Origin of the sequence: Dehalobacter restrictus DSM 9455, from assembly GCF_000512895.1 — a bacterium.
Classification (GTDB): domain Bacteria; phylum Bacillota; class Desulfitobacteriia; order Desulfitobacteriales; family Syntrophobotulaceae; genus Dehalobacter; species Dehalobacter restrictus.
The window spans coordinates 2,124,052-2,139,951 of the sequence record NZ_CP007033.1 but is presented as its reverse complement, the minus strand read 5'-3'; the positions used below and the strand labels follow the sequence as shown (position 1 = coordinate 2,139,951).

The following is a 15,900-nucleotide window of genomic DNA, read 5'->3' as shown; positions in this document are numbered from 1 at the left end:
CCAAGGAACCAATGGGTCTTCACGATATCATTATTGTATCCTCAAGGCATGTCGAAATTTGTTGTCTTTTGTCGAAAGAATAAGTGAAGTATACATATCATAGCAAATATCGTATTCAATTGGGCCATTTTACAGTCATAAACGATGCGCCGATAGGCAAATCCGTTCCTTTGACTTGTGGATATCTCCCCTTTTTCTGAGGACAACTTTTTTCTGTGTATACTTTTTCAGTATTTTTGAGAAATTTTATTATTTTTAGCCAAGCCGACTTCGTATTTTCAAAATCATTATAATGCTCTTGCACATGCGTATGATAAAATTCCAGCTCAGTCAATATAGCTTTAAAGTCATCATTCTCAAAATAATCACAAATTTTAGGGATGACATTTTCTAAGTTCTTTTTCATTTTTGCGATTTCTGTCTCGTAATTAGCTCTTTGCGTAATATAAAGCAAGAGAGGCTTGTATCTGATCCAGCCGATGGAGGCTTTTAAAAACCTCTCGGTATTTGCGTATTTCGGCGTATCCGGACAGGCATTCCGGAGGCATCCGGACACCGTTCCGGAATTATCCGGACAGTAAACCGGGAACATCCGGACACTTTGTCGGTTAGTTGTTCATGTAATTTGTAGTAGCCCCAATGCCTTGAAGCATACCCCAAATTATGGATATGGTCAACAAGAACCTTCGCCGTCGTGGTTGTGGAGAGTGTGGTCAGGCTCTTTTAAGGAATACCCCATGCTGCCTGTCCAAGCTTTGTGGTCAACCTGGAGCGTAAGCGCAGGGTTGTCCCCAAAGCGGCACTATCCACAACCTGTTTTCTAAAACGACAGATCCTTGATCATCTTTTTGGCAGTCACTTCTCTCATAGATATTTTGGAATCCAAAGGCAGGATGTACGCATTATGAATCACACGGTCCATAATGGCATCAGCAATTGTTGGATCCGGGAACAGATCATACCACTGTGTATGAGAAACCTGGCCGGATAGCACCATAGAACCTTTGTTGTAACGGCTTTCAGCGATTTCCAGGATGTCTCGGCTTTCTTCAAGCGAGTAAGCTTTCAGACCAATGTCGTCTAGGATCAGGAGCTTGATGTTTTGAAGGCTTGACATATACCGGCTATACCGGTTTTCCTGTTTGGCTTCCTGAATTTCTAAAAGTAATTCAGGCATTCGGAAGTATTTAGCAGGATAACCCTGCCGACAGGCACTATTCCCTAAGGCGCAGGCGATGTACGATTTACCGCTTCCCGTTTTGCCGGAAATTACAACGTTAAGTTTTTGTTCGATGAAAGCGCACGTCGCCAGGGTTTGGATAACCTTTTTGTCAATAGTACGATCGACGGTGTAGTCGATATCCTCAATGCAAGCATCCATGCCAAGCGTAGCCTGGCGCAAGAGCCTCCCGATCCGGGCATTTTTCTTTGACAACCACTCGCGTTGTAAGCGCTTAACAACAGAGTGCCTTATGTAAAAAGGTGATCCATGTGATAATAGACTTCAAAGTTTTCAGAGTTTTTCAAGTTTTTCAAGTACTCTGAAATACGATAGTGGAGGGATCACAATGGATGAAATAACCCCAGTTAAAATCCAGTTCCGTATGGAACAGTGGGTGCGGTTGATTAAGGAATTTCAGGCTAGTGGTATGACCGTAAAATCTTGGTGTCAACAGAATAATATAAGTGAATCGGCATACTACTACTGGCTGAAACAAATCCGCATGAAAGCATATTTACATCAACTTCCGACTACACAGCCTGAAAACAAGAAGCCCGTCGAATTTGCAAAACTTCATGTGGATACATTAAGAACTGGTGCTGCCGTCATCATTCATCTTCCATCCGCAACGGTTGAAGTCAAGGAAGGAACATCCCAAAAAACTCTTGAAGCCGTTTTGCTAGCTTTAAAATCTCTATGTTAGGAGACATTACAGCAGCAAAAGAGATCTACATCGCTTGCGGTTATACGGATATGCGTAAATCTATTGACGGACTAGCAGCCCTTGTCCAGGAAACCTTCGGCATTGATCCTTTCGCATCCAGTCTCTATCTGTTCTGTGGCAAGCGTCGGAATCGTATCAAAGCCTTGCTCTGGGAAGGCGACGGATTTGTACTTCTTTATAAGCGCCTCGAAAACGGAAACTTTAAATGGCCCAGGTCTGCAGATCAGGTGAGGTCTCTTACATGGCAGGAGTTCAAGTGGCTGATGGAAGGTCTGGAGATAGATCAGCCAAGAGCCATAAAGAAGGTGAAACCAGGCGCTTTTTGCTGAGGTTAAAACGGCTGAAAGTGCCGTATTTACTGGATTTTAGCCCATTTTTGTGGTATAATAAAACCATAAAAACCGTTGGGAGAAAAGCCGTTTTATGGTTTCAAAGGACACCTACATCGAGCAGCTGGAAAATACAATAAAGAGCCTGGAACAGCAGGTAAGTAACCTTACCGAGATGGTGCTCCTTCTCCGCAAAGGGAAATTTGGCAGTTCCAGTGAAAAAACGCCGCGTGAGGAAATCAGTGACCAACTTAGCCTGTTCAATGAGGCAGAGTTAGAAGCCGATCCTCATGTCCCTGAACCCGTCGTAAAGGACGTAAACGGCTATAAGCGGCGAAAGGCTAAAACGAAACGGGAGGTATTACTTAAGGATCTTCCTGTCAAAGAAATCTTATGTGAGATTCCCGAGGAAGATCTTTACTGCGGCAACTGCGGAGTCACGCTCAAGCCGATTGGTAAAGAGACCGTCCGTGAGGAACTGGAATACATTCCACCAAAATTGCAGATTATCCGGTATGTGCGAATGTCCTATGAGTGTCTCAAATGCAAGCATACGGATACACCTTATATAGAAAAAGCACTGACACCATCTTCTCTCATGCATCATTCTCTGGCATCGCCCAGCACGGTAGCAAATGTCATGTACCAGAAGTACGTGAATGCCATGCCACTCTACCGCCAGGAAAAGGACTGGGAGCAGCTTGGTTTTTCCCTCTCAAGGGCGACGATGGCCAACTGGATCATCCGGTGCTCACAGGATTACCTGTATCCCGTTACCAGATACCTTCGGGAACAGCTCCTGAAGCGAGATGTCCTCCATTGTGATGAATCACCGGTCCAAGTATTGAAGGAGAATGGCCGAAGGCCACAGTCCAAGTCTTACATGTGGCTGTACCGTACTAGAGAAGACGGGAAGGAGCCCATTATCCTGTATGACTACAGGACAACAAGAAGCGGCGAAAATGCCGCCGAATATCTGAAGGGATTCAGCGGGTTCCTGCACAGCGACGGATACTCAGGATACAATAAGCTGGCAGAAATTGTTCGATGCGGCTGCTGGGCTCACCTCCGCCGCAAGTTCATAGAGGCCATCCCGGATAACCGGGCGAAAGATTCTCCGCTAACAAATGCGGAAATCGGTCGGGATTATTGCAATCGGCTGTTTAAAATCGAAGATGGGCTGTCCGAACTTACATCGGAAGAAAAATATGCCAAGCGTCTTGAGCTGGAAAGGCCGGTTCTAGATGCCTTTTGGTGCTGGCTGGACTCCCTCCATATACTGCAGAGCTCTGCCCTCGGCAAAGCAGTGACCTATGCAAAGAACCAGAAACAGTATATGGAGAACTACCTACTTGATGGAAGGTGTTCCATTTCCAATAACGCGGCCGAAAACAGCATCCGTCCCTTTACTCTAGGAAGAAAAAACTGGCTATTTGCCGATACCCCAAAGGGTGCCTCCGCAAGCGCTGCTGTGTACAGTATTGTGGAGACCGCTAAGGCGAATGGGCTTAGTGTCTATACATACCTGAGCTATCTGCTCATGTACATGCCGGATACAGATTATCGAAATAATCCGGAGGCTTTGGAAGAACTGATGCCTTGGTCGCCTCGAGTACAGGAAGAGTGTAAAAAATGATTCGCCGCTCCGGTTGAGGATTGCCATTATAGCTTATTTGAATTGATATTTAAAGGCACTCTGTTGTTAAGCGCTTACCTCGCGTTCTACCATGAGTCCCAGCCGGTCTTCGAAGGAAAGCTCTCTTAAATGGACATCCGGATCACTGACCATTTCGGCCATGACTTTTAGCTTTAAACTTTTCAGTTTCTCCACGGTAGGATTGTTAAGCATGGACAGACCGTGTAAAAACTCATCCTTAATTTACAGTTATAAAATTGATTTACCAATAATTGCTCTTGTTGTACTACAAATATAAAAATACAAAGGTCTTTTACCCCAGTACTTCAATCAATTTCTTTACTCCCAGTATGTTTATTACTCTTTTAATATTATAAGACAGCATTATCAAACTGATTTCAACTTCTACTTTTTCAAAGCCTTTCATCAGCAAATATGCTGCATTCATTGTCCGTTTTATTGTTCCAAATGGATGTTCAGATAAACATCTTCTCAAGAAATACTTTTCTGCATTTTCCTTTAATCGTTTTTGCATTTCTTCTAATATTTCTTCATGTTCCCATCTCTGAATTTCTCTTCCGGTCTTATTTTCTGTGCACTGACTTCTGATTTTGCAATATTTACAACCTTTTGTGTAATAGCTCCTTATTATCTTACCGTTTTTATTTGTTTGTTTTCTGTATGTTAGTTCTTGCTTCCCTGGACATATGTATATGTCTTTTTCTTTTATGTACTCAAATTTCTCGAGCTTATAGCCTTTTCCGCCACTTACTTCTGGCTTGGATACGTAGGGAACCATTCCATTATCTATACAGGCTTTGATTTCAGTTGACTTGTAATATCCTTTGTCTGCTAAAACATCTATGTTTTCAGTTTGCAGTATGTCCTGCGCTTTTAATGCCATGATAGACAGTTGATTTATGTCGCTTACTTCATTTGTTACTTTATAGTCTAATATCAGTTTGTTTCTCTCATCTACTATCGTTTGTATATTGTAGCAGACTTCCATTTTACGGTTGTTCATCATTAGTCTACTGTTTGGATCTGTGCTTGATATTTGGGTTTCTCCCGTTTCTTCCATCTTAGCCTTTAGGGTTTCATATTTTTCTTTGCGTTTTTTAATTGTCTCAATTCTCTCTTGCAGCTCTTCTTTCGTTATCGTTTTTGTGTCTTCTTCATTCTTATCATTTTCTTCAATTTCCTTCAGGTATTCGTTTATCTGCTTCTCAATTTCTTTTATCCTTGCAACAGCTTTTTCTTTTACAACGTTTTGTTTTTTTGAGTTTACTGCTTTAAATTTACTTCCATCTACCGATACTATTTCTCCCCCAAACATTGATAGTTTCTTACAGAGCAGCGTGAATTCTTTAAATACTTTTGGAATTTCTTCTTTGTTGTCTTTCCTGAAGTTTGCTATCGTTTTGTGATCCGGCCTTAGACTCTTTAGAAGCCACATTACCTCTAGATTTCTATGACATTCCTTTTCAAGCTTTCTACTCGATCTTATGGCATTGATGTACCCATACAGGTATAGTTTGAGCAGATCCTTTGGGTTATATGGAGGGCGCCCCGTTTCACTTGTTTTGGAATACTTAAATTCTGTTTCTATATTATCTACAAATGCATCAATAAACTGAACCTCATTGTCCTCTGTTATATAATCATCTATGCTTTCCGGAAATAGTGTAATTTGTTCGCGGTTTATTCCGTTTTTATATGGCATAATTATTCCCCTTATGATTCGGTTTTCTTACTTAATTATACCATATTTATCCATTATTCTCTACGTTTTTACACAGCCTGTGGATGCCACCTCCCGCGTAGGAACGGCTTCCTCGGACGTTAGCATGTGCAACGATCTTGCAATCGTCAGCCTTTAGAACTTTTGCGGTTACCTGTTTCAGGATGATGTTGAAGTACTTGAAAGTATACGTCCTTTTAGCAAGTGCTTCTTCACTGGCTCTTTCCATAGACTCAGATGGATAGCTTTTACTCAGTCTCATGATACCCATACAAGCCCGGTAGGTTTGTACCGGATATTCCCGGCTTTCAAGGACGTGTTTAATGAGTTCCAGCGTGTTCGGACCGATTGTTTTGGCCCAGGACAGAAAACGCTCTGAACTCCAGCCCGAGACGGCTTTATGTCCCTCCGGCATATGATCCGGCAGTGTCGTATACCGCTTGTAAGGGTTATGGTTTCTTGGGAATACGGCGATCCTTTCGCCGCTCACATAAATTTCAATCGTTTTGGAGGTGGCCCGGATGGAACATTTCTGTCCAACATAGGTGTAGGGGACGCTGTAGAAGAATCCCTCATAATCCACATGGTAATTGAACTGGATTTTGGTCTCTTTCCACTCGGCAAATTCATATTTCCCGGCAGGCAGTGACTGTAAACAAGGTTTGTCGATCTTTTCAAAGGCACTTACCCGGTTACCTTCCATCTTTTGAAAAGGTCGCACGATGAACTTGGCCAGTTCTTCTTTGATCGCCTGGTTGAGCTCATACAGGCTGAAAAACTGTGTGTTTCTTAAAGCCGCGATGATCTTTCTGGAGACATTGCCGACCATATTCTCATCCGCTGCTTTGTCTTTTGGCTTGGCTGCCCGGGCTGGGATGATTGTTGTGCGGTAAAATCGTCCCATTTCGTTGTAACTCTTGTTGAGCACCGGATCGAACCGGTCAGGTGTGGTGACGGCAGTCTTTGTATTATCCGGGATCGTCACTTTCGGAACACCGCCATAGTATTCATACGCTCTGATATGAGCATCAATCCAATTCGGCAGCTTCATGTCGTCATAGGCATAGACAAAGGGGTAAGCACTAGCCGGAAGTACCGCTACAAAAAGGTAAACCGTTTTGATTTCCCCGGTTTCCGGATCCACATAAGACATGGTTTGGCCGGCCCAGTCGACCTGCATTTCTTCGCCTGCTTTATGTTCGATATGCATGGTGAGCTGATTGGCCTTCTTGAATTTACGGTACCGGTCGCAAAACTGCGTGTACATGATACCGTCAGGATGCTTATGTTTATATTCTTCCCAGAGAAGCATCAGGGTGACACTTCTTCGCTTCATCTCATAGAAAACATATTCCATATCCGGTTCGGGCATTGTATGTTTACTGGTTATCGGCGGATAAAGTAGTGACAGCAATTGTTTGTCCGTTAGTGTTACGGGCCATGTGACTCCGGCATCTTCCGCTCTTTCAAGCACTTCCGATACGGTGGATTTACCGCAATCGCAGGATTTTCCGATTTCTCTCAAGGATAGACCGACTTCATGTTTTAATCTCAAGATTTCTTTGACTTTCAGCACTTCCAGCCTCCTCATCGTGTTGCCCCTTTCTTTCTTCTAAAGAAAGGGTACCAGTTAGCTTACTAACTCGACAAGGTGTCCGGATGCTGCCGAAATGCTGTCCGGATAATTCCGTTTTACTGTCCGGATGTGCCCGTTACGCTGTCCGGATACTGCCGGAATCGGTGTCCGGATGTGTCCGAAATATGCACCCGCCAAGGGGGTACCAGAGGAATACGGCATCTTTTTTGTATCCTCGAGGCATACAGAATCGGTTGCAAGGATTGAACGACTGAAAGGCTGATGAATAGAGGATTGTGGCGTATTTGTCTTAAGGTTGATTCTGATAACCCTTGAGAGTATAAAAAAGATGATGTTCCGACTCCAGAATGGACAGACGAAGGAAAGATACTGCGAAACCGGAAGATATTGATGGTTTGCTGTTTGGAATTGATGTAAGATTTTGATAGAATAACATAAGTATGCTTATGACATTCATAATATAGGAGTTAATTGATGGATAGCAATATAAAGAATTATTTAGATTGCCTGATGGTACCTATTCCTGGTGGTATGGAGCATTTAAGGGATTATTGGGATGAACAGAAATGGATTAGTACAGATTCCAAAATGAGCATACCTGGGCTAAAAGGCAATTTGACAGAAACAGAAAGAAAAGTCGATATAAAACCTTTTTTTCTTGCCAAATATCCTGTGACAAAAAGTCTATATGGAGTAATAACCCAAAAAGCACTGGTCAACGTAGAGTTGAATTCTATTCCAATGGTGAATGTATCTTGGTACGATGCTATTTCATTTTGCAACCTGCTTTCAAAGGAACGTGGATTGACAGAGTGTTATACTTTTGACCACAATGGCAGTAATGTATTTTGTGATTGGAATGCCGTTGGATACAGATTGCCAACAGATGCAGAGTGGCAGTATGCATGTAAAGCGGGATCAACTGGATACAGGTATGGGGAAATTCAGGATATTGCCTGGTACAGTGAAAATTCGGAAAGCAGGATTCACAAGGTAGGTAAAAAAGAGCCAAATAAATGGGGATTATACGATATGTTAGGAAACTCATGGGAATGGTGCTGGGATTTGTATGATGAAAAAACATATGGTCCATACCGTATTTTTCGTGGAGGGAGTTGGGCCGAATCGGCTAGAGGATGCGGCGCTACATGCCGTCGCCGTGGTCATCCGTCATTTTGCATTGATGACTTGGGATTCCGTTTGGCTAAAACTATCTGATAGCACTGTACCGCCTTTTTCCTGAAATAAGCCCTTCCGCCAAGGCCTAACCAGGCTTAGCCGACATCTTTTTTGTCTACTCAAGGCATGTGGAAAATTGTGTACTTATGTCGAAAAAACGAAAATAATAATGAATCTTTTAGGTGATTATGAAAAAGCTATGATCCAAGATTTCATGTCTTTATGAACCAGATCCCCAAATTTTCAAAAAACAGCAAAAAGTTTACTGACAACCGTATATAATAGGAATTGTGATAGTGTATTTGACGTAACAGATTGAGGTCTTTTTAACAGGTTATATTTCTGTGCGTAATGTCGCAGATAACGGAATATATGTGAACACGGGGTACAAAAGTTTTGCAGAGATGGGCGCATTGAGGGAGTTGCGCTCCGGAAAAGGAGGAACAACTGATGGCTGATGAAGAACAAAAAGAGGTCGGAACAATTACCCTGCTTCGCAGACTGTTTAAAGCCACAAATCTGGAGAAATTTATTAAAGAAGATTTAAAATCGGTCGATGTTCCTACTTTTCATGAATATATAACTGCTTTGTGTGCGGAAAGAGGCGAGGTCAAAGAACGTATCATAAACAAAGCCGGTATTGAACGCACCTTCGGGCATCAGCTTTTTAACGGCACAAGAAAACCGTCGAGGGAAAAGGCAATTCAACTGGCGATCGGTTTTGAAATGGACACAGAAAACACCCAGAAATTGCTTCGCATTGCCCGGAGTAATGCGCTGTATCCCAAAATTGACCGGGATGCCGCCATTATATATTGTCTGGAACATCACATGACTTATATGGAAACCCAGGAAACATTGCATGTTCACGGAATTACACTGCTAGGGAGAAAGAAAAAAGATGAATAAGTCGGCTGTTGACGGTTTTTTGCTAAGCTTTGACGACAGCCGCTTCCCCGAAGACTTCCTGCAAAAGTATGAACAAATGGAGTGCTTGGCGCATAACCAAATGGGTGAAACATTGCTGGTCAGAGATCGTCAATCAGATGTCTACCTTGTGGCAAAATGCTATACGGATCAATCACTTCTTTCCCGGAAAAATGAAAGCGATTTGTTAAGGGCGCTCCGTCATGATGGACTTCCGGCATTTGTGGGAGAGTATCAAAACGAGGCGATGCTTTGTGTCGTACGCGACTATGCCGAAGGCGTTCCTTTGAACGAGTATTTAAAAAGCAACACGCTTTCCGAACCACAGATTATCTCCATAGGGACACAGCTTTGCGATATTCTTTCCTACCTGCACGGTCAAACACCGCCCATTATCCACAGGGATATCAAACCGCAGAATATCGTTGTTGATGATCATGGTAAAATCAAGCTCATCGATTTCGGCATTTCCCGTGTTTATGATGAAACTGCAAGCAGGGACACCGTGTTTTTTGGCACAATGGAGTTTGCTCCGCCGGAGCAGTACGGCTTTGCCCAAACGGATTGCCGTGCCGATATTTTTTCTTTGGGCGTGGTTTTGTGCTGGATGTTGACCGGAGAAACAAAGCCCGGCGAGGTAAGCATTAAGAACCGTTGGCTGGGGGCGGTTATCAAGAAATGTACGGCCTTTTCTCCGGAGTATCGTTACCGTGACGCCCAAACGCTCAAACGCGCGCTCTTACATAAAAACGTAAGCAAATGGCGAAGAACGGCAGGTCTTATTGCGGGGCTGCTCGTATTGACTATCGGAATCGGTTTCTGGCAGGGATGGATTACCAAGCCGTCATTTCTTGCATCAAATGAAGCCTATGCTCCCGCGAAAGTAATACCCACTGCTGGTTCTGTACAATTTGCCGAACCTCTCATTGAACAGGCTGTCCGCACTGAACTTGGAAAAAGCGCTGGAGACACGCTGACGTCCGCCGACCTTGAATCTGTCACCGAGTTATACATATTTGCGGATAAGAGTACCGCAGATGTCACGGAATTTGAGCGGTTGCAGCAGGGTTGGAATCAGAACAACGGGACAATTGAATCGCTCTCTGATTTAGCCTTTCTTCCCAATCTGCGGGAACTTTGCCTTTCGGCACAAAATATCAGTGATATTTCGCCGGTTGCAGGGCTCGCGTCACTGGAAAGAATTGAACTGAGACATAATCCGGTTTCGGATATCTCATCGTTAGCGGGGCTTGAAAAGCTAAAATCAATTGGCTTAAACGGAACAATGGTGGCCGACATTTCCCCGGTCATCAACCTGAAAGGCTTGGAACTGCTTGACCTCAATGATGCAGACCATTACGATCCTGCGGTACTGGCCGGACGTACAAAATTTGACTTTCTGGATATTTCCAATGATACGGATTCGTATAAGTATCTGAAGGGAAAAACGATAAGGACACTCAAAATTATGAAAACGGACTTTGATTCGCTGACTTTTCTGGCCGGAGTGGAAGGATTAGAGGAACTATATCTCAATGAGACGAAGCTGACTGACCTCACCGGTATTGAAGCTCATGAGAGTCTGGTCTATTTGAACGTCTCCGGAACGAGGGTCCGTGACCTTTCGCCGCTCTTGTCGCTTCCTGGTTTACAGCAGGTAGTAGTGGATACTTCCATGAAAAAGGCAGCGGAAGCCATTGCGCCAAAAGCACTATTCGAGATCATCTATGAATAAAGCAGATTAAGCGTAAAAACTTATCAAAGGTGTGCAGGTTGCACACCTTTTTATTTTTTTTGTTTGTTATGATTTACTTGTCAATGACAATGTGTCAAGAACGAGAGCAAATAGGAGAGCATAGCGTAATATTACGAGGCGTATGTGAGGTGATAGATCTTGAAATACGTTTTGATCGGAACAGCAGGATTTTTAGTACTGATTGTGGTAATTTCACAAATAACACTTTTTGTCGAGAAGATCGGTGATTTTTCCAAGGAAAGAAAGCGGCTTCGCAGGCAAAAAGAATGCGTCCACGCCTGGGATGAAACCGAGTGCAGGTGCACCATATGCGGCTTTGAGAATCATGACTGGGAGAGCTATTACGTGTGGGTAGAGGAGGTTTGTCCGCATTGCGGGGGGAATGAGCTGCTGGACTGTGAATTTTGCGGCGTTGGTGGCATGATAGAAACGCAGCAGTACCATATGCGCTGCCGCAAGTGTAACCCAGACAAAGAGATTGGCGAAAACTAAACGAAACAGATGACGTCAAGCGACAATAAATAGAGCCATAACTACTCGAAGAAAAAATAAAGGCCTGAAAGAGGATGAAGGCATGAAAAGACTTGTGCTGGGGATGACAGTAATCATAGTTATCGCTTTGGGAGCATTAGCAAACTATGCCGACAGCCGGGGAGCCGAAGCAGAGGAGCTGCGGCAGAAGCTGCTGGTGCTGGAAAGACAGGCGGAAGAAGAGGTGGTGATTCCCGCTGCTTCATTACTGCGGATTGATTCCGACAGCAAAGAGAGACTGCCAAGATCCTATGAAATACTGACAGATAAATAAGTATGGAATATCCTGAAACGAAGGAGGAAGGGGAAACATGATGGGAATATTTAAACAGATATGGATGAGAAAAAACGAAAATAAGGACTGGCTGAGCAAGAATGAATACAAAGCATTGAAAGCCGTTGAAAAGCTGACCGACCAGGCAACGCTTGTTCAAGCGGCAATGAAAGGTGAATGCCGACAGGCGCGTGAAGCAGCTGTGATAAAACTAAACGGTGGGAAAGAGCTTATTGACGGTGATTCATGTCCGCTCTGCGGACAAAGCCAGGTAATTGAAAGTAAAACATGGTCGGAGACCGGAGAAAGATTGATTCTTTCCAATAATATCGGCAACGACTATTATGTCCCGATGACGACACAGTATTATCAGCAAAAGTGCAAATATTGCCAGCATATATATAAAAATGAGAAAAAAGAAATTTTGGATGGTGATTCTACCGACTTTAGGCTAGCTCCTTATAACAGATAGTAATGGGGAGGGGAACATGATGACAGACAGAAGCGCAGACTTTCTCAGACGGGCGCATTTTGCGGAAGAAGCGAAGAAATATGACACGGAATATTTTGAGCAGGCTTTCAATTTTCCTACGGATGAGCGTATTGATGAGCTGGCCAGGCTGGCGTTTTCCGGCCTTTACAGCAAAGAAGCACGCGACACGCTGCTGCGGATATACAGGTCCAGGCGTTTCCGGGAGAAGGTCAGTACTTATGAAGGATGCGGGCTTTGGGAGCATGAAGACGTAAGCTTCGGCGACGTCCAGGATCATCAGGACTTTCCGCCCAACAAATTTACCGTACGCTATATTGAAGAAGACGAGATTTGGGAAGAGATGAAAACCGCCGATCAAGACAGGCTCTTTGAATTGACCGGCAGCGATTTCCACTCGGTACGTATCGAGGCGATGAAACGGCTGACCGATCAGGAGCTTTTGTATCGGATTGCAGCGGGCAAAGCGGCAGGAGACAGGGAAAGTGCCGCTGCAAAATTGACGGACGATGAAAAGCTGCGTGATGCGGTGATGGAGAACAGCGGACTTCTTCAGTACAAACACCTGCGCGATAGGATTAAGGATAAGAGCGTATTCCGGCACTATGCCCAAAACGGCAACTCCGATGAACAATTATACGCCCTGCTCCGGCTGCAGGATGATGCACGCCTGGCAGAGATAGCGGTGAGCGAGACGACTGAATACGACTGTTTATTGGCCTTGGGAGGAATGACAGATCAAAAACGAATCTGCGATGTGGTCTTAAACGCGCAACACGAGAGGATCAGGAAAGCCGCCCTTAAAGAGATTACTGAGCAGGAGCTGCTAGCGGATATCGTCATGCGAACGAATGATTTTCTGATAGAACTTAGCGCCATGGAGGGACTGTACGATCAGGCTTGTCTGGCAAAGGTCGCTTTAAACGGCGGCAGAGGCGACTATCTGGCGATTCAAAAACTGCGTGATGCAGCAACGCTTGTTACACTGATGGAAAAAGATATTCTTCCCCAAACGGCGTTTGACCGGCTTCGCACAATCTGCGAAAACTGGCAGGAGTATTTGACAATGGAACTCGTGGAAACCCTAATCGCCAGAAATAAAGACCATTTGTTTCCAGCAAAGGGAGATATGGCTATTCTGCGGGAAATCTATCAGGCGGGATTATTTCATGATGTCTTAAAGAAGTATGAAACAGAGCCGTTTCGGCCGCGAATGAAAAGCGATAAAAATGACCCCGGGCTGCATGTGGATTTGCCGGAAGTATGGCTTTTCGATCGCCGATTTGAAAGAAGGGGATTGTGATGTTTGAATTCAGACCGCGAAACTTCATGCTCCTGCCAACGATGGAATGTCAGGCATCCTGCCGTTATTGCTTCGGGCCAAACCGGGGCGAAACGATGCTGTGCGTCAGAGAGGCCATAGACTTTATAGATAACATTGCTCCCAAAGATGGCAGCATAAATCTTACGTTTCACGGCGGTGAACCGCTGTTGGCAGAAAAAGGCTATTACGAGTACATTTTGCCGATGCTGCGCGAGCGGTTTGGTTTAAGACTGCGGCTCTCCCTGCAGAGCAATCTTTGGGCGCTCACCGACGAGATGATCGCTCTGATCCGGAAATACGATATCCGTATCGGCACAAGCCTGGACGGATTCGAAGAGATGTGCGATGTCCAGCGCGGCAGGGAATATTTTCAAAAAACGATGGCGGGGATTCGGCGTTTGCGTGAAAACGGCATCAATACCCACTGCATCTGCACTTTCACGCCCGCCTTTGCTGACAGAGCCAAGGAAGTTTTTGAATTTTTTGCGTATGAACATATCCCCTACGCGATACATGGCGCAGTGCAGCCGATGAACGCTCTCCCAAGCGAACTGAGCGCTTCTGTGGATGATATGGACAAGGTATTGCTTGATACCTTAGCTGTATACAGGGAAAGGACATCCGGCAACAGGGTCGGAACAATCGATTCCATGGTTAAGGGCTGCTTTGACAGGAAAGGCAGCGTGTGCACGTTCTTTAACTGCCTCGGCAAGTTTGCCGCTATCGCCCCGGACGGCGGGATCTATTCCTGCCAACGGTTTTGCGGGAAAGAGGAATATTCGCTTGGGAATGTCCGTGAGCTCCCGTCAGAGACCAATATCGTAAACAGCGCCGCTTTCCGGCGTTTGGCTGAAAAGCAACAAAATGCCGAGACCACCTGCGGCACTTGTCCGCATACGGCGTATTGCCATGGCGGCTGCCTTTACAATATGCTGGCGAAGGGCAGCGAAAAAGATCCATACTGCGGGGCCTATCAAGCGGTCTATGATACTATCTCACAGGGGATGGCTCTGGAGATGGGCGGTGTCATGACCAAGCGGCTTTCAGAAAAGGAGGCGCCAATGCTTGCTATGGCAGGCGATCTTCCGCATCCGTTCGACCAGGAGGTAAACCGCTATAAACGCAAATGGGCACTGAAATGGGGTCAAAAGTGGGCGCCCGATTATATCCGGCAAGACCGCCTGAATAAGCTGTATTTACATATTACCTTCGCTTGCCCGCTGCGCTGTGACCATTGTTACGCCCGCGGCGGCGAACGGGAAATGCCGGAGATGAGGGCTCAGGATATTTGGTCTGCCGTACAGGCTGCCCGGCAAAACGGCTTCCACGCTGTCGTCATTACCGGCGGCGAACCGCTGATTCACAGTGATATCGATAACGTGCTGGCCTGGCTCCGCGATATTAATCTTAAAGGAATGCGCCTCAGCCTGCGCACTTCTCTTGGCCTTGATATCGGGAAGGATCGCCTGGCGGTTCTGGGCGAGGTGTTTTCGGAGATCATTGTCAGCATTGACGGCGATAAGACTTCTCACGACGCCAGGCGCGGCCAAGGTTCCTACGAAAAAGCCGTTTCGAATCTGCAGCTCCTTAAAGAACTGGGCTGCATCAAAAAAGTCGGGCTCTGCGCCACCCTGGCGAAGAGTCAGCGGGACGGCCCGGAAGGAGCGGCCGTTTATGCGCTGGCCAGGCAGCTGGGGATAGAAAAAGTCCGCCTGCGTCCGGTTTTGCCCTTGGGCCGATCGGAGAGCACACTAAGATCACCGAGTACATCAAATACGCTAAATACGCCAAGCGAAGAGGATTTTCTCTGTGGGGAAGAGAGCGATATTACCAGTGCCTTCGCCGCCCGGTATACCTGCGGGCTGGGGCAAAATCTTTATATTGAGCCGGATGGCGGCGCCTATCCATGCTATGCCTGGTGCGGTACGGATAAGCGGCTGGGGAACATCCGGGACGGACTGGAGAGCATTTTACAAAATGAAGCGTTTAAAGATCTCTCCCGCCACCATGTGGATACCAATGAAAAGTGCCAAGGATGCCGGGTGCGTTACCTCTGCGGTGGGATGTGCAAAGCGTGGGTCAAGGATAAGAAAAACCCCGACAGCGGCGAATTTGACTGCTCGGCAAGAAAAGCGATGCTTCTGCAGCTGGCAGAAAGACTGTAAAAGAG

17 protein-coding genes are annotated in these 15,900 nt (G+C 45.4%); 11 read left to right on the top strand and 6 right to left on the bottom strand.

All coding sequences use genetic code 11. The annotated features are described in order from the left end of the window. Positions 1-115: 115 nt before the first annotated feature. Both DEHRE_RS14690 and istB read right to left on the bottom strand, forming a co-directional pair. Positions 116-406, bottom strand: a complete 291-nt coding sequence (locus tag DEHRE_RS14690; protein WP_144284052.1) for a hypothetical protein — start codon at positions 404-406, stop codon at positions 116-118. Between the two features lie 414 nt (positions 407-820). Then, positions 821-1,435: an IS21-like element helper ATPase IstB gene (istB, locus tag DEHRE_RS10245; RefSeq protein WP_144284051.1), complete on the bottom strand. Its 615-nt coding sequence runs from the start codon at positions 1,433-1,435 to the stop codon at positions 821-823. Positions 1,436-1,568: 133 nt separating this feature from the next. Between istB and tnpA the strand changes: the two genes are divergently transcribed. From tnpA to tnpC, 3 genes are all read left to right on the top strand, one after another. After that, positions 1,569-1,925, top strand: coding sequence for an IS66 family insertion sequence element accessory protein TnpA (gene tnpA / locus DEHRE_RS10240; protein WP_025206002.1), 357 nt, complete (start codon positions 1,569-1,571; stop codon positions 1,923-1,925). Beyond that, positions 1,919-2,275: an IS66 family insertion sequence element accessory protein TnpB gene (tnpB, locus tag DEHRE_RS10235; RefSeq protein ID WP_025206001.1), complete on the top strand. Its 357-nt coding sequence runs from the start codon at positions 1,919-1,921 to the stop codon at positions 2,273-2,275. The genes tnpA and tnpB overlap by 7 nt, the downstream gene beginning before the upstream one ends. A gap of 94 nt (positions 2,276-2,369) precedes the next feature. Next, positions 2,370-3,911 (top strand): IS66 family transposase, encoded by a 1,542-nt coding sequence (tnpC, locus tag DEHRE_RS10230; protein WP_025206000.1) that lies wholly within the window; start codon positions 2,370-2,372, stop codon positions 3,909-3,911. Between the two features lie 66 nt (positions 3,912-3,977). Here tnpC and DEHRE_RS14445 read toward each other — a convergent pair whose 3' ends face one another. From DEHRE_RS14445 to DEHRE_RS14840, 4 genes are all read right to left on the bottom strand, one after another. Beyond that, positions 3,978-4,124 (bottom strand): IstB-like ATP-binding domain-containing protein, encoded by a 147-nt coding sequence (locus tag DEHRE_RS14445; RefSeq protein WP_084544193.1) that lies wholly within the window; start codon positions 4,122-4,124, stop codon positions 3,978-3,980. 100 nt (positions 4,125-4,224) lie between these two features. Continuing rightward, positions 4,225-5,634, bottom strand: a complete 1,410-nt coding sequence (locus tag DEHRE_RS10225; protein WP_019226930.1) for an IS1182 family transposase — start codon at positions 5,632-5,634, stop codon at positions 4,225-4,227. Between the two features lie 46 nt (positions 5,635-5,680). After that, the gene (gene istA, locus DEHRE_RS10220; protein ID WP_025205999.1) at positions 5,681-7,228 is read right to left on the bottom strand and encodes an IS21 family transposase; all 1,548 of its coding nucleotides are present in this window, start codon (positions 7,226-7,228) and stop codon (positions 5,681-5,683) included. A gap of 54 nt (positions 7,229-7,282) precedes the next feature. Beyond that, the gene (locus tag DEHRE_RS14840) at positions 7,283-7,426 is read right to left on the bottom strand and encodes a hypothetical protein (protein WP_158407249.1); all 144 of its coding nucleotides are present in this window, start codon (positions 7,424-7,426) and stop codon (positions 7,283-7,285) included. Positions 7,427-7,723: 297 nt separating this feature from the next. Here DEHRE_RS14840 and DEHRE_RS10215 point away from each other — a divergent pair, with 297 nt between their 5' ends. The 8 genes from DEHRE_RS10215 to DEHRE_RS10180 all read left to right on the top strand — a co-directional run bounded on the left by DEHRE_RS10215 (position 7,724) and on the right by DEHRE_RS10180 (position 15,895). After that, positions 7,724-8,467 carry a formylglycine-generating enzyme family protein gene (locus DEHRE_RS10215; RefSeq protein WP_025205998.1) on the top strand — a complete coding sequence of 248 codons (744 nt, stop codon included), beginning with the start codon at positions 7,724-7,726 and terminating at the stop codon, positions 8,465-8,467. A 411-nt stretch (positions 8,468-8,878) separates the two neighbouring features. Then, the gene (locus DEHRE_RS14150) at positions 8,879-9,337 is read left to right on the top strand and encodes a hypothetical protein (RefSeq protein WP_025205997.1); all 459 of its coding nucleotides are present in this window, start codon (positions 8,879-8,881) and stop codon (positions 9,335-9,337) included. Then, the gene (locus DEHRE_RS14145) at positions 9,330-11,090 is read left to right on the top strand and encodes a protein kinase domain-containing protein (RefSeq protein ID WP_025205996.1); all 1,761 of its coding nucleotides are present in this window, start codon (positions 9,330-9,332) and stop codon (positions 11,088-11,090) included. The genes DEHRE_RS14150 and DEHRE_RS14145 overlap by 8 nt, the downstream gene beginning before the upstream one ends. A gap of 159 nt (positions 11,091-11,249) precedes the next feature. Next, a complete protein-coding gene (locus DEHRE_RS10200) occupies positions 11,250-11,603 on the top strand; it encodes a hypothetical protein (protein WP_025205995.1) in 354 nt (117 codons plus the stop codon). An 82-nt stretch (positions 11,604-11,685) separates the two neighbouring features. Next, on the top strand, positions 11,686-11,916 hold the full coding sequence (locus tag DEHRE_RS10195) for a hypothetical protein (RefSeq protein ID WP_025205994.1): 231 nt from the start codon (positions 11,686-11,688) through the stop codon (positions 11,914-11,916). 37 nt (positions 11,917-11,953) lie between these two features. Further along, positions 11,954-12,388: a hypothetical protein gene (locus DEHRE_RS10190; RefSeq protein ID WP_025205993.1), complete on the top strand. Its 435-nt coding sequence runs from the start codon at positions 11,954-11,956 to the stop codon at positions 12,386-12,388. A 16-nt stretch (positions 12,389-12,404) separates the two neighbouring features. Next, positions 12,405-13,709, top strand: coding sequence for a hypothetical protein (locus DEHRE_RS10185; RefSeq protein WP_144284050.1), 1,305 nt, complete (start codon positions 12,405-12,407; stop codon positions 13,707-13,709). After that, complete coding sequence (locus DEHRE_RS10180) at positions 13,709-15,895, top strand: radical SAM/SPASM domain-containing protein (RefSeq protein ID WP_025205991.1); 2,187 nt, start codon at positions 13,709-13,711, stop codon at positions 15,893-15,895. Before DEHRE_RS10185 ends, DEHRE_RS10180 begins: the two co-directional genes overlap by 1 nt. Positions 15,896-15,900: the final 5 nt, after the last annotated feature.

Coding starts and splice junctions, on each gene's coding strand:
- DEHRE_RS14690 (WP_144284052.1), bottom strand. CDS start 406: ATGAAAAAGAACTTAGAAAATGTCATCCCTAAAATTTGTGATTATTTT.
- tnpA (WP_025206002.1), top strand. CDS start 1,569: ATGGATGAAATAACCCCAGTTAAAATCCAGTTCCGTATGGAACAGTGG.
- tnpB (WP_025206001.1), top strand. CDS start 1,919: ATGTTAGGAGACATTACAGCAGCAAAAGAGATCTACATCGCTTGCGGT.
- tnpC (WP_025206000.1), top strand. CDS start 2,370: ATGGTTTCAAAGGACACCTACATCGAGCAGCTGGAAAATACAATAAAG.
- DEHRE_RS14445 (WP_084544193.1), bottom strand. CDS start 4,124: ATGCTTAACAATCCTACCGTGGAGAAACTGAAAAGTTTAAAGCTAAAA.
- DEHRE_RS10225 (WP_019226930.1), bottom strand. CDS start 5,634: ATGCCATATAAAAACGGAATAAACCGCGAACAAATTACACTATTTCCG.
- DEHRE_RS10215 (WP_025205998.1), top strand. CDS start 7,724: ATGGATAGCAATATAAAGAATTATTTAGATTGCCTGATGGTACCTATT.
- DEHRE_RS14150 (WP_025205997.1), top strand. CDS start 8,879: ATGGCTGATGAAGAACAAAAAGAGGTCGGAACAATTACCCTGCTTCGC.
- DEHRE_RS14145 (WP_025205996.1), top strand. CDS start 9,330: ATGAATAAGTCGGCTGTTGACGGTTTTTTGCTAAGCTTTGACGACAGC.
- DEHRE_RS10195 (WP_025205994.1), top strand. CDS start 11,686: ATGAAAAGACTTGTGCTGGGGATGACAGTAATCATAGTTATCGCTTTG.
- DEHRE_RS10190 (WP_025205993.1), top strand. CDS start 11,954: ATGATGGGAATATTTAAACAGATATGGATGAGAAAAAACGAAAATAAG.
- DEHRE_RS10185 (WP_144284050.1), top strand. CDS start 12,405: ATGATGACAGACAGAAGCGCAGACTTTCTCAGACGGGCGCATTTTGCG.
- DEHRE_RS10180 (WP_025205991.1), top strand. CDS start 13,709: ATGTTTGAATTCAGACCGCGAAACTTCATGCTCCTGCCAACGATGGAA.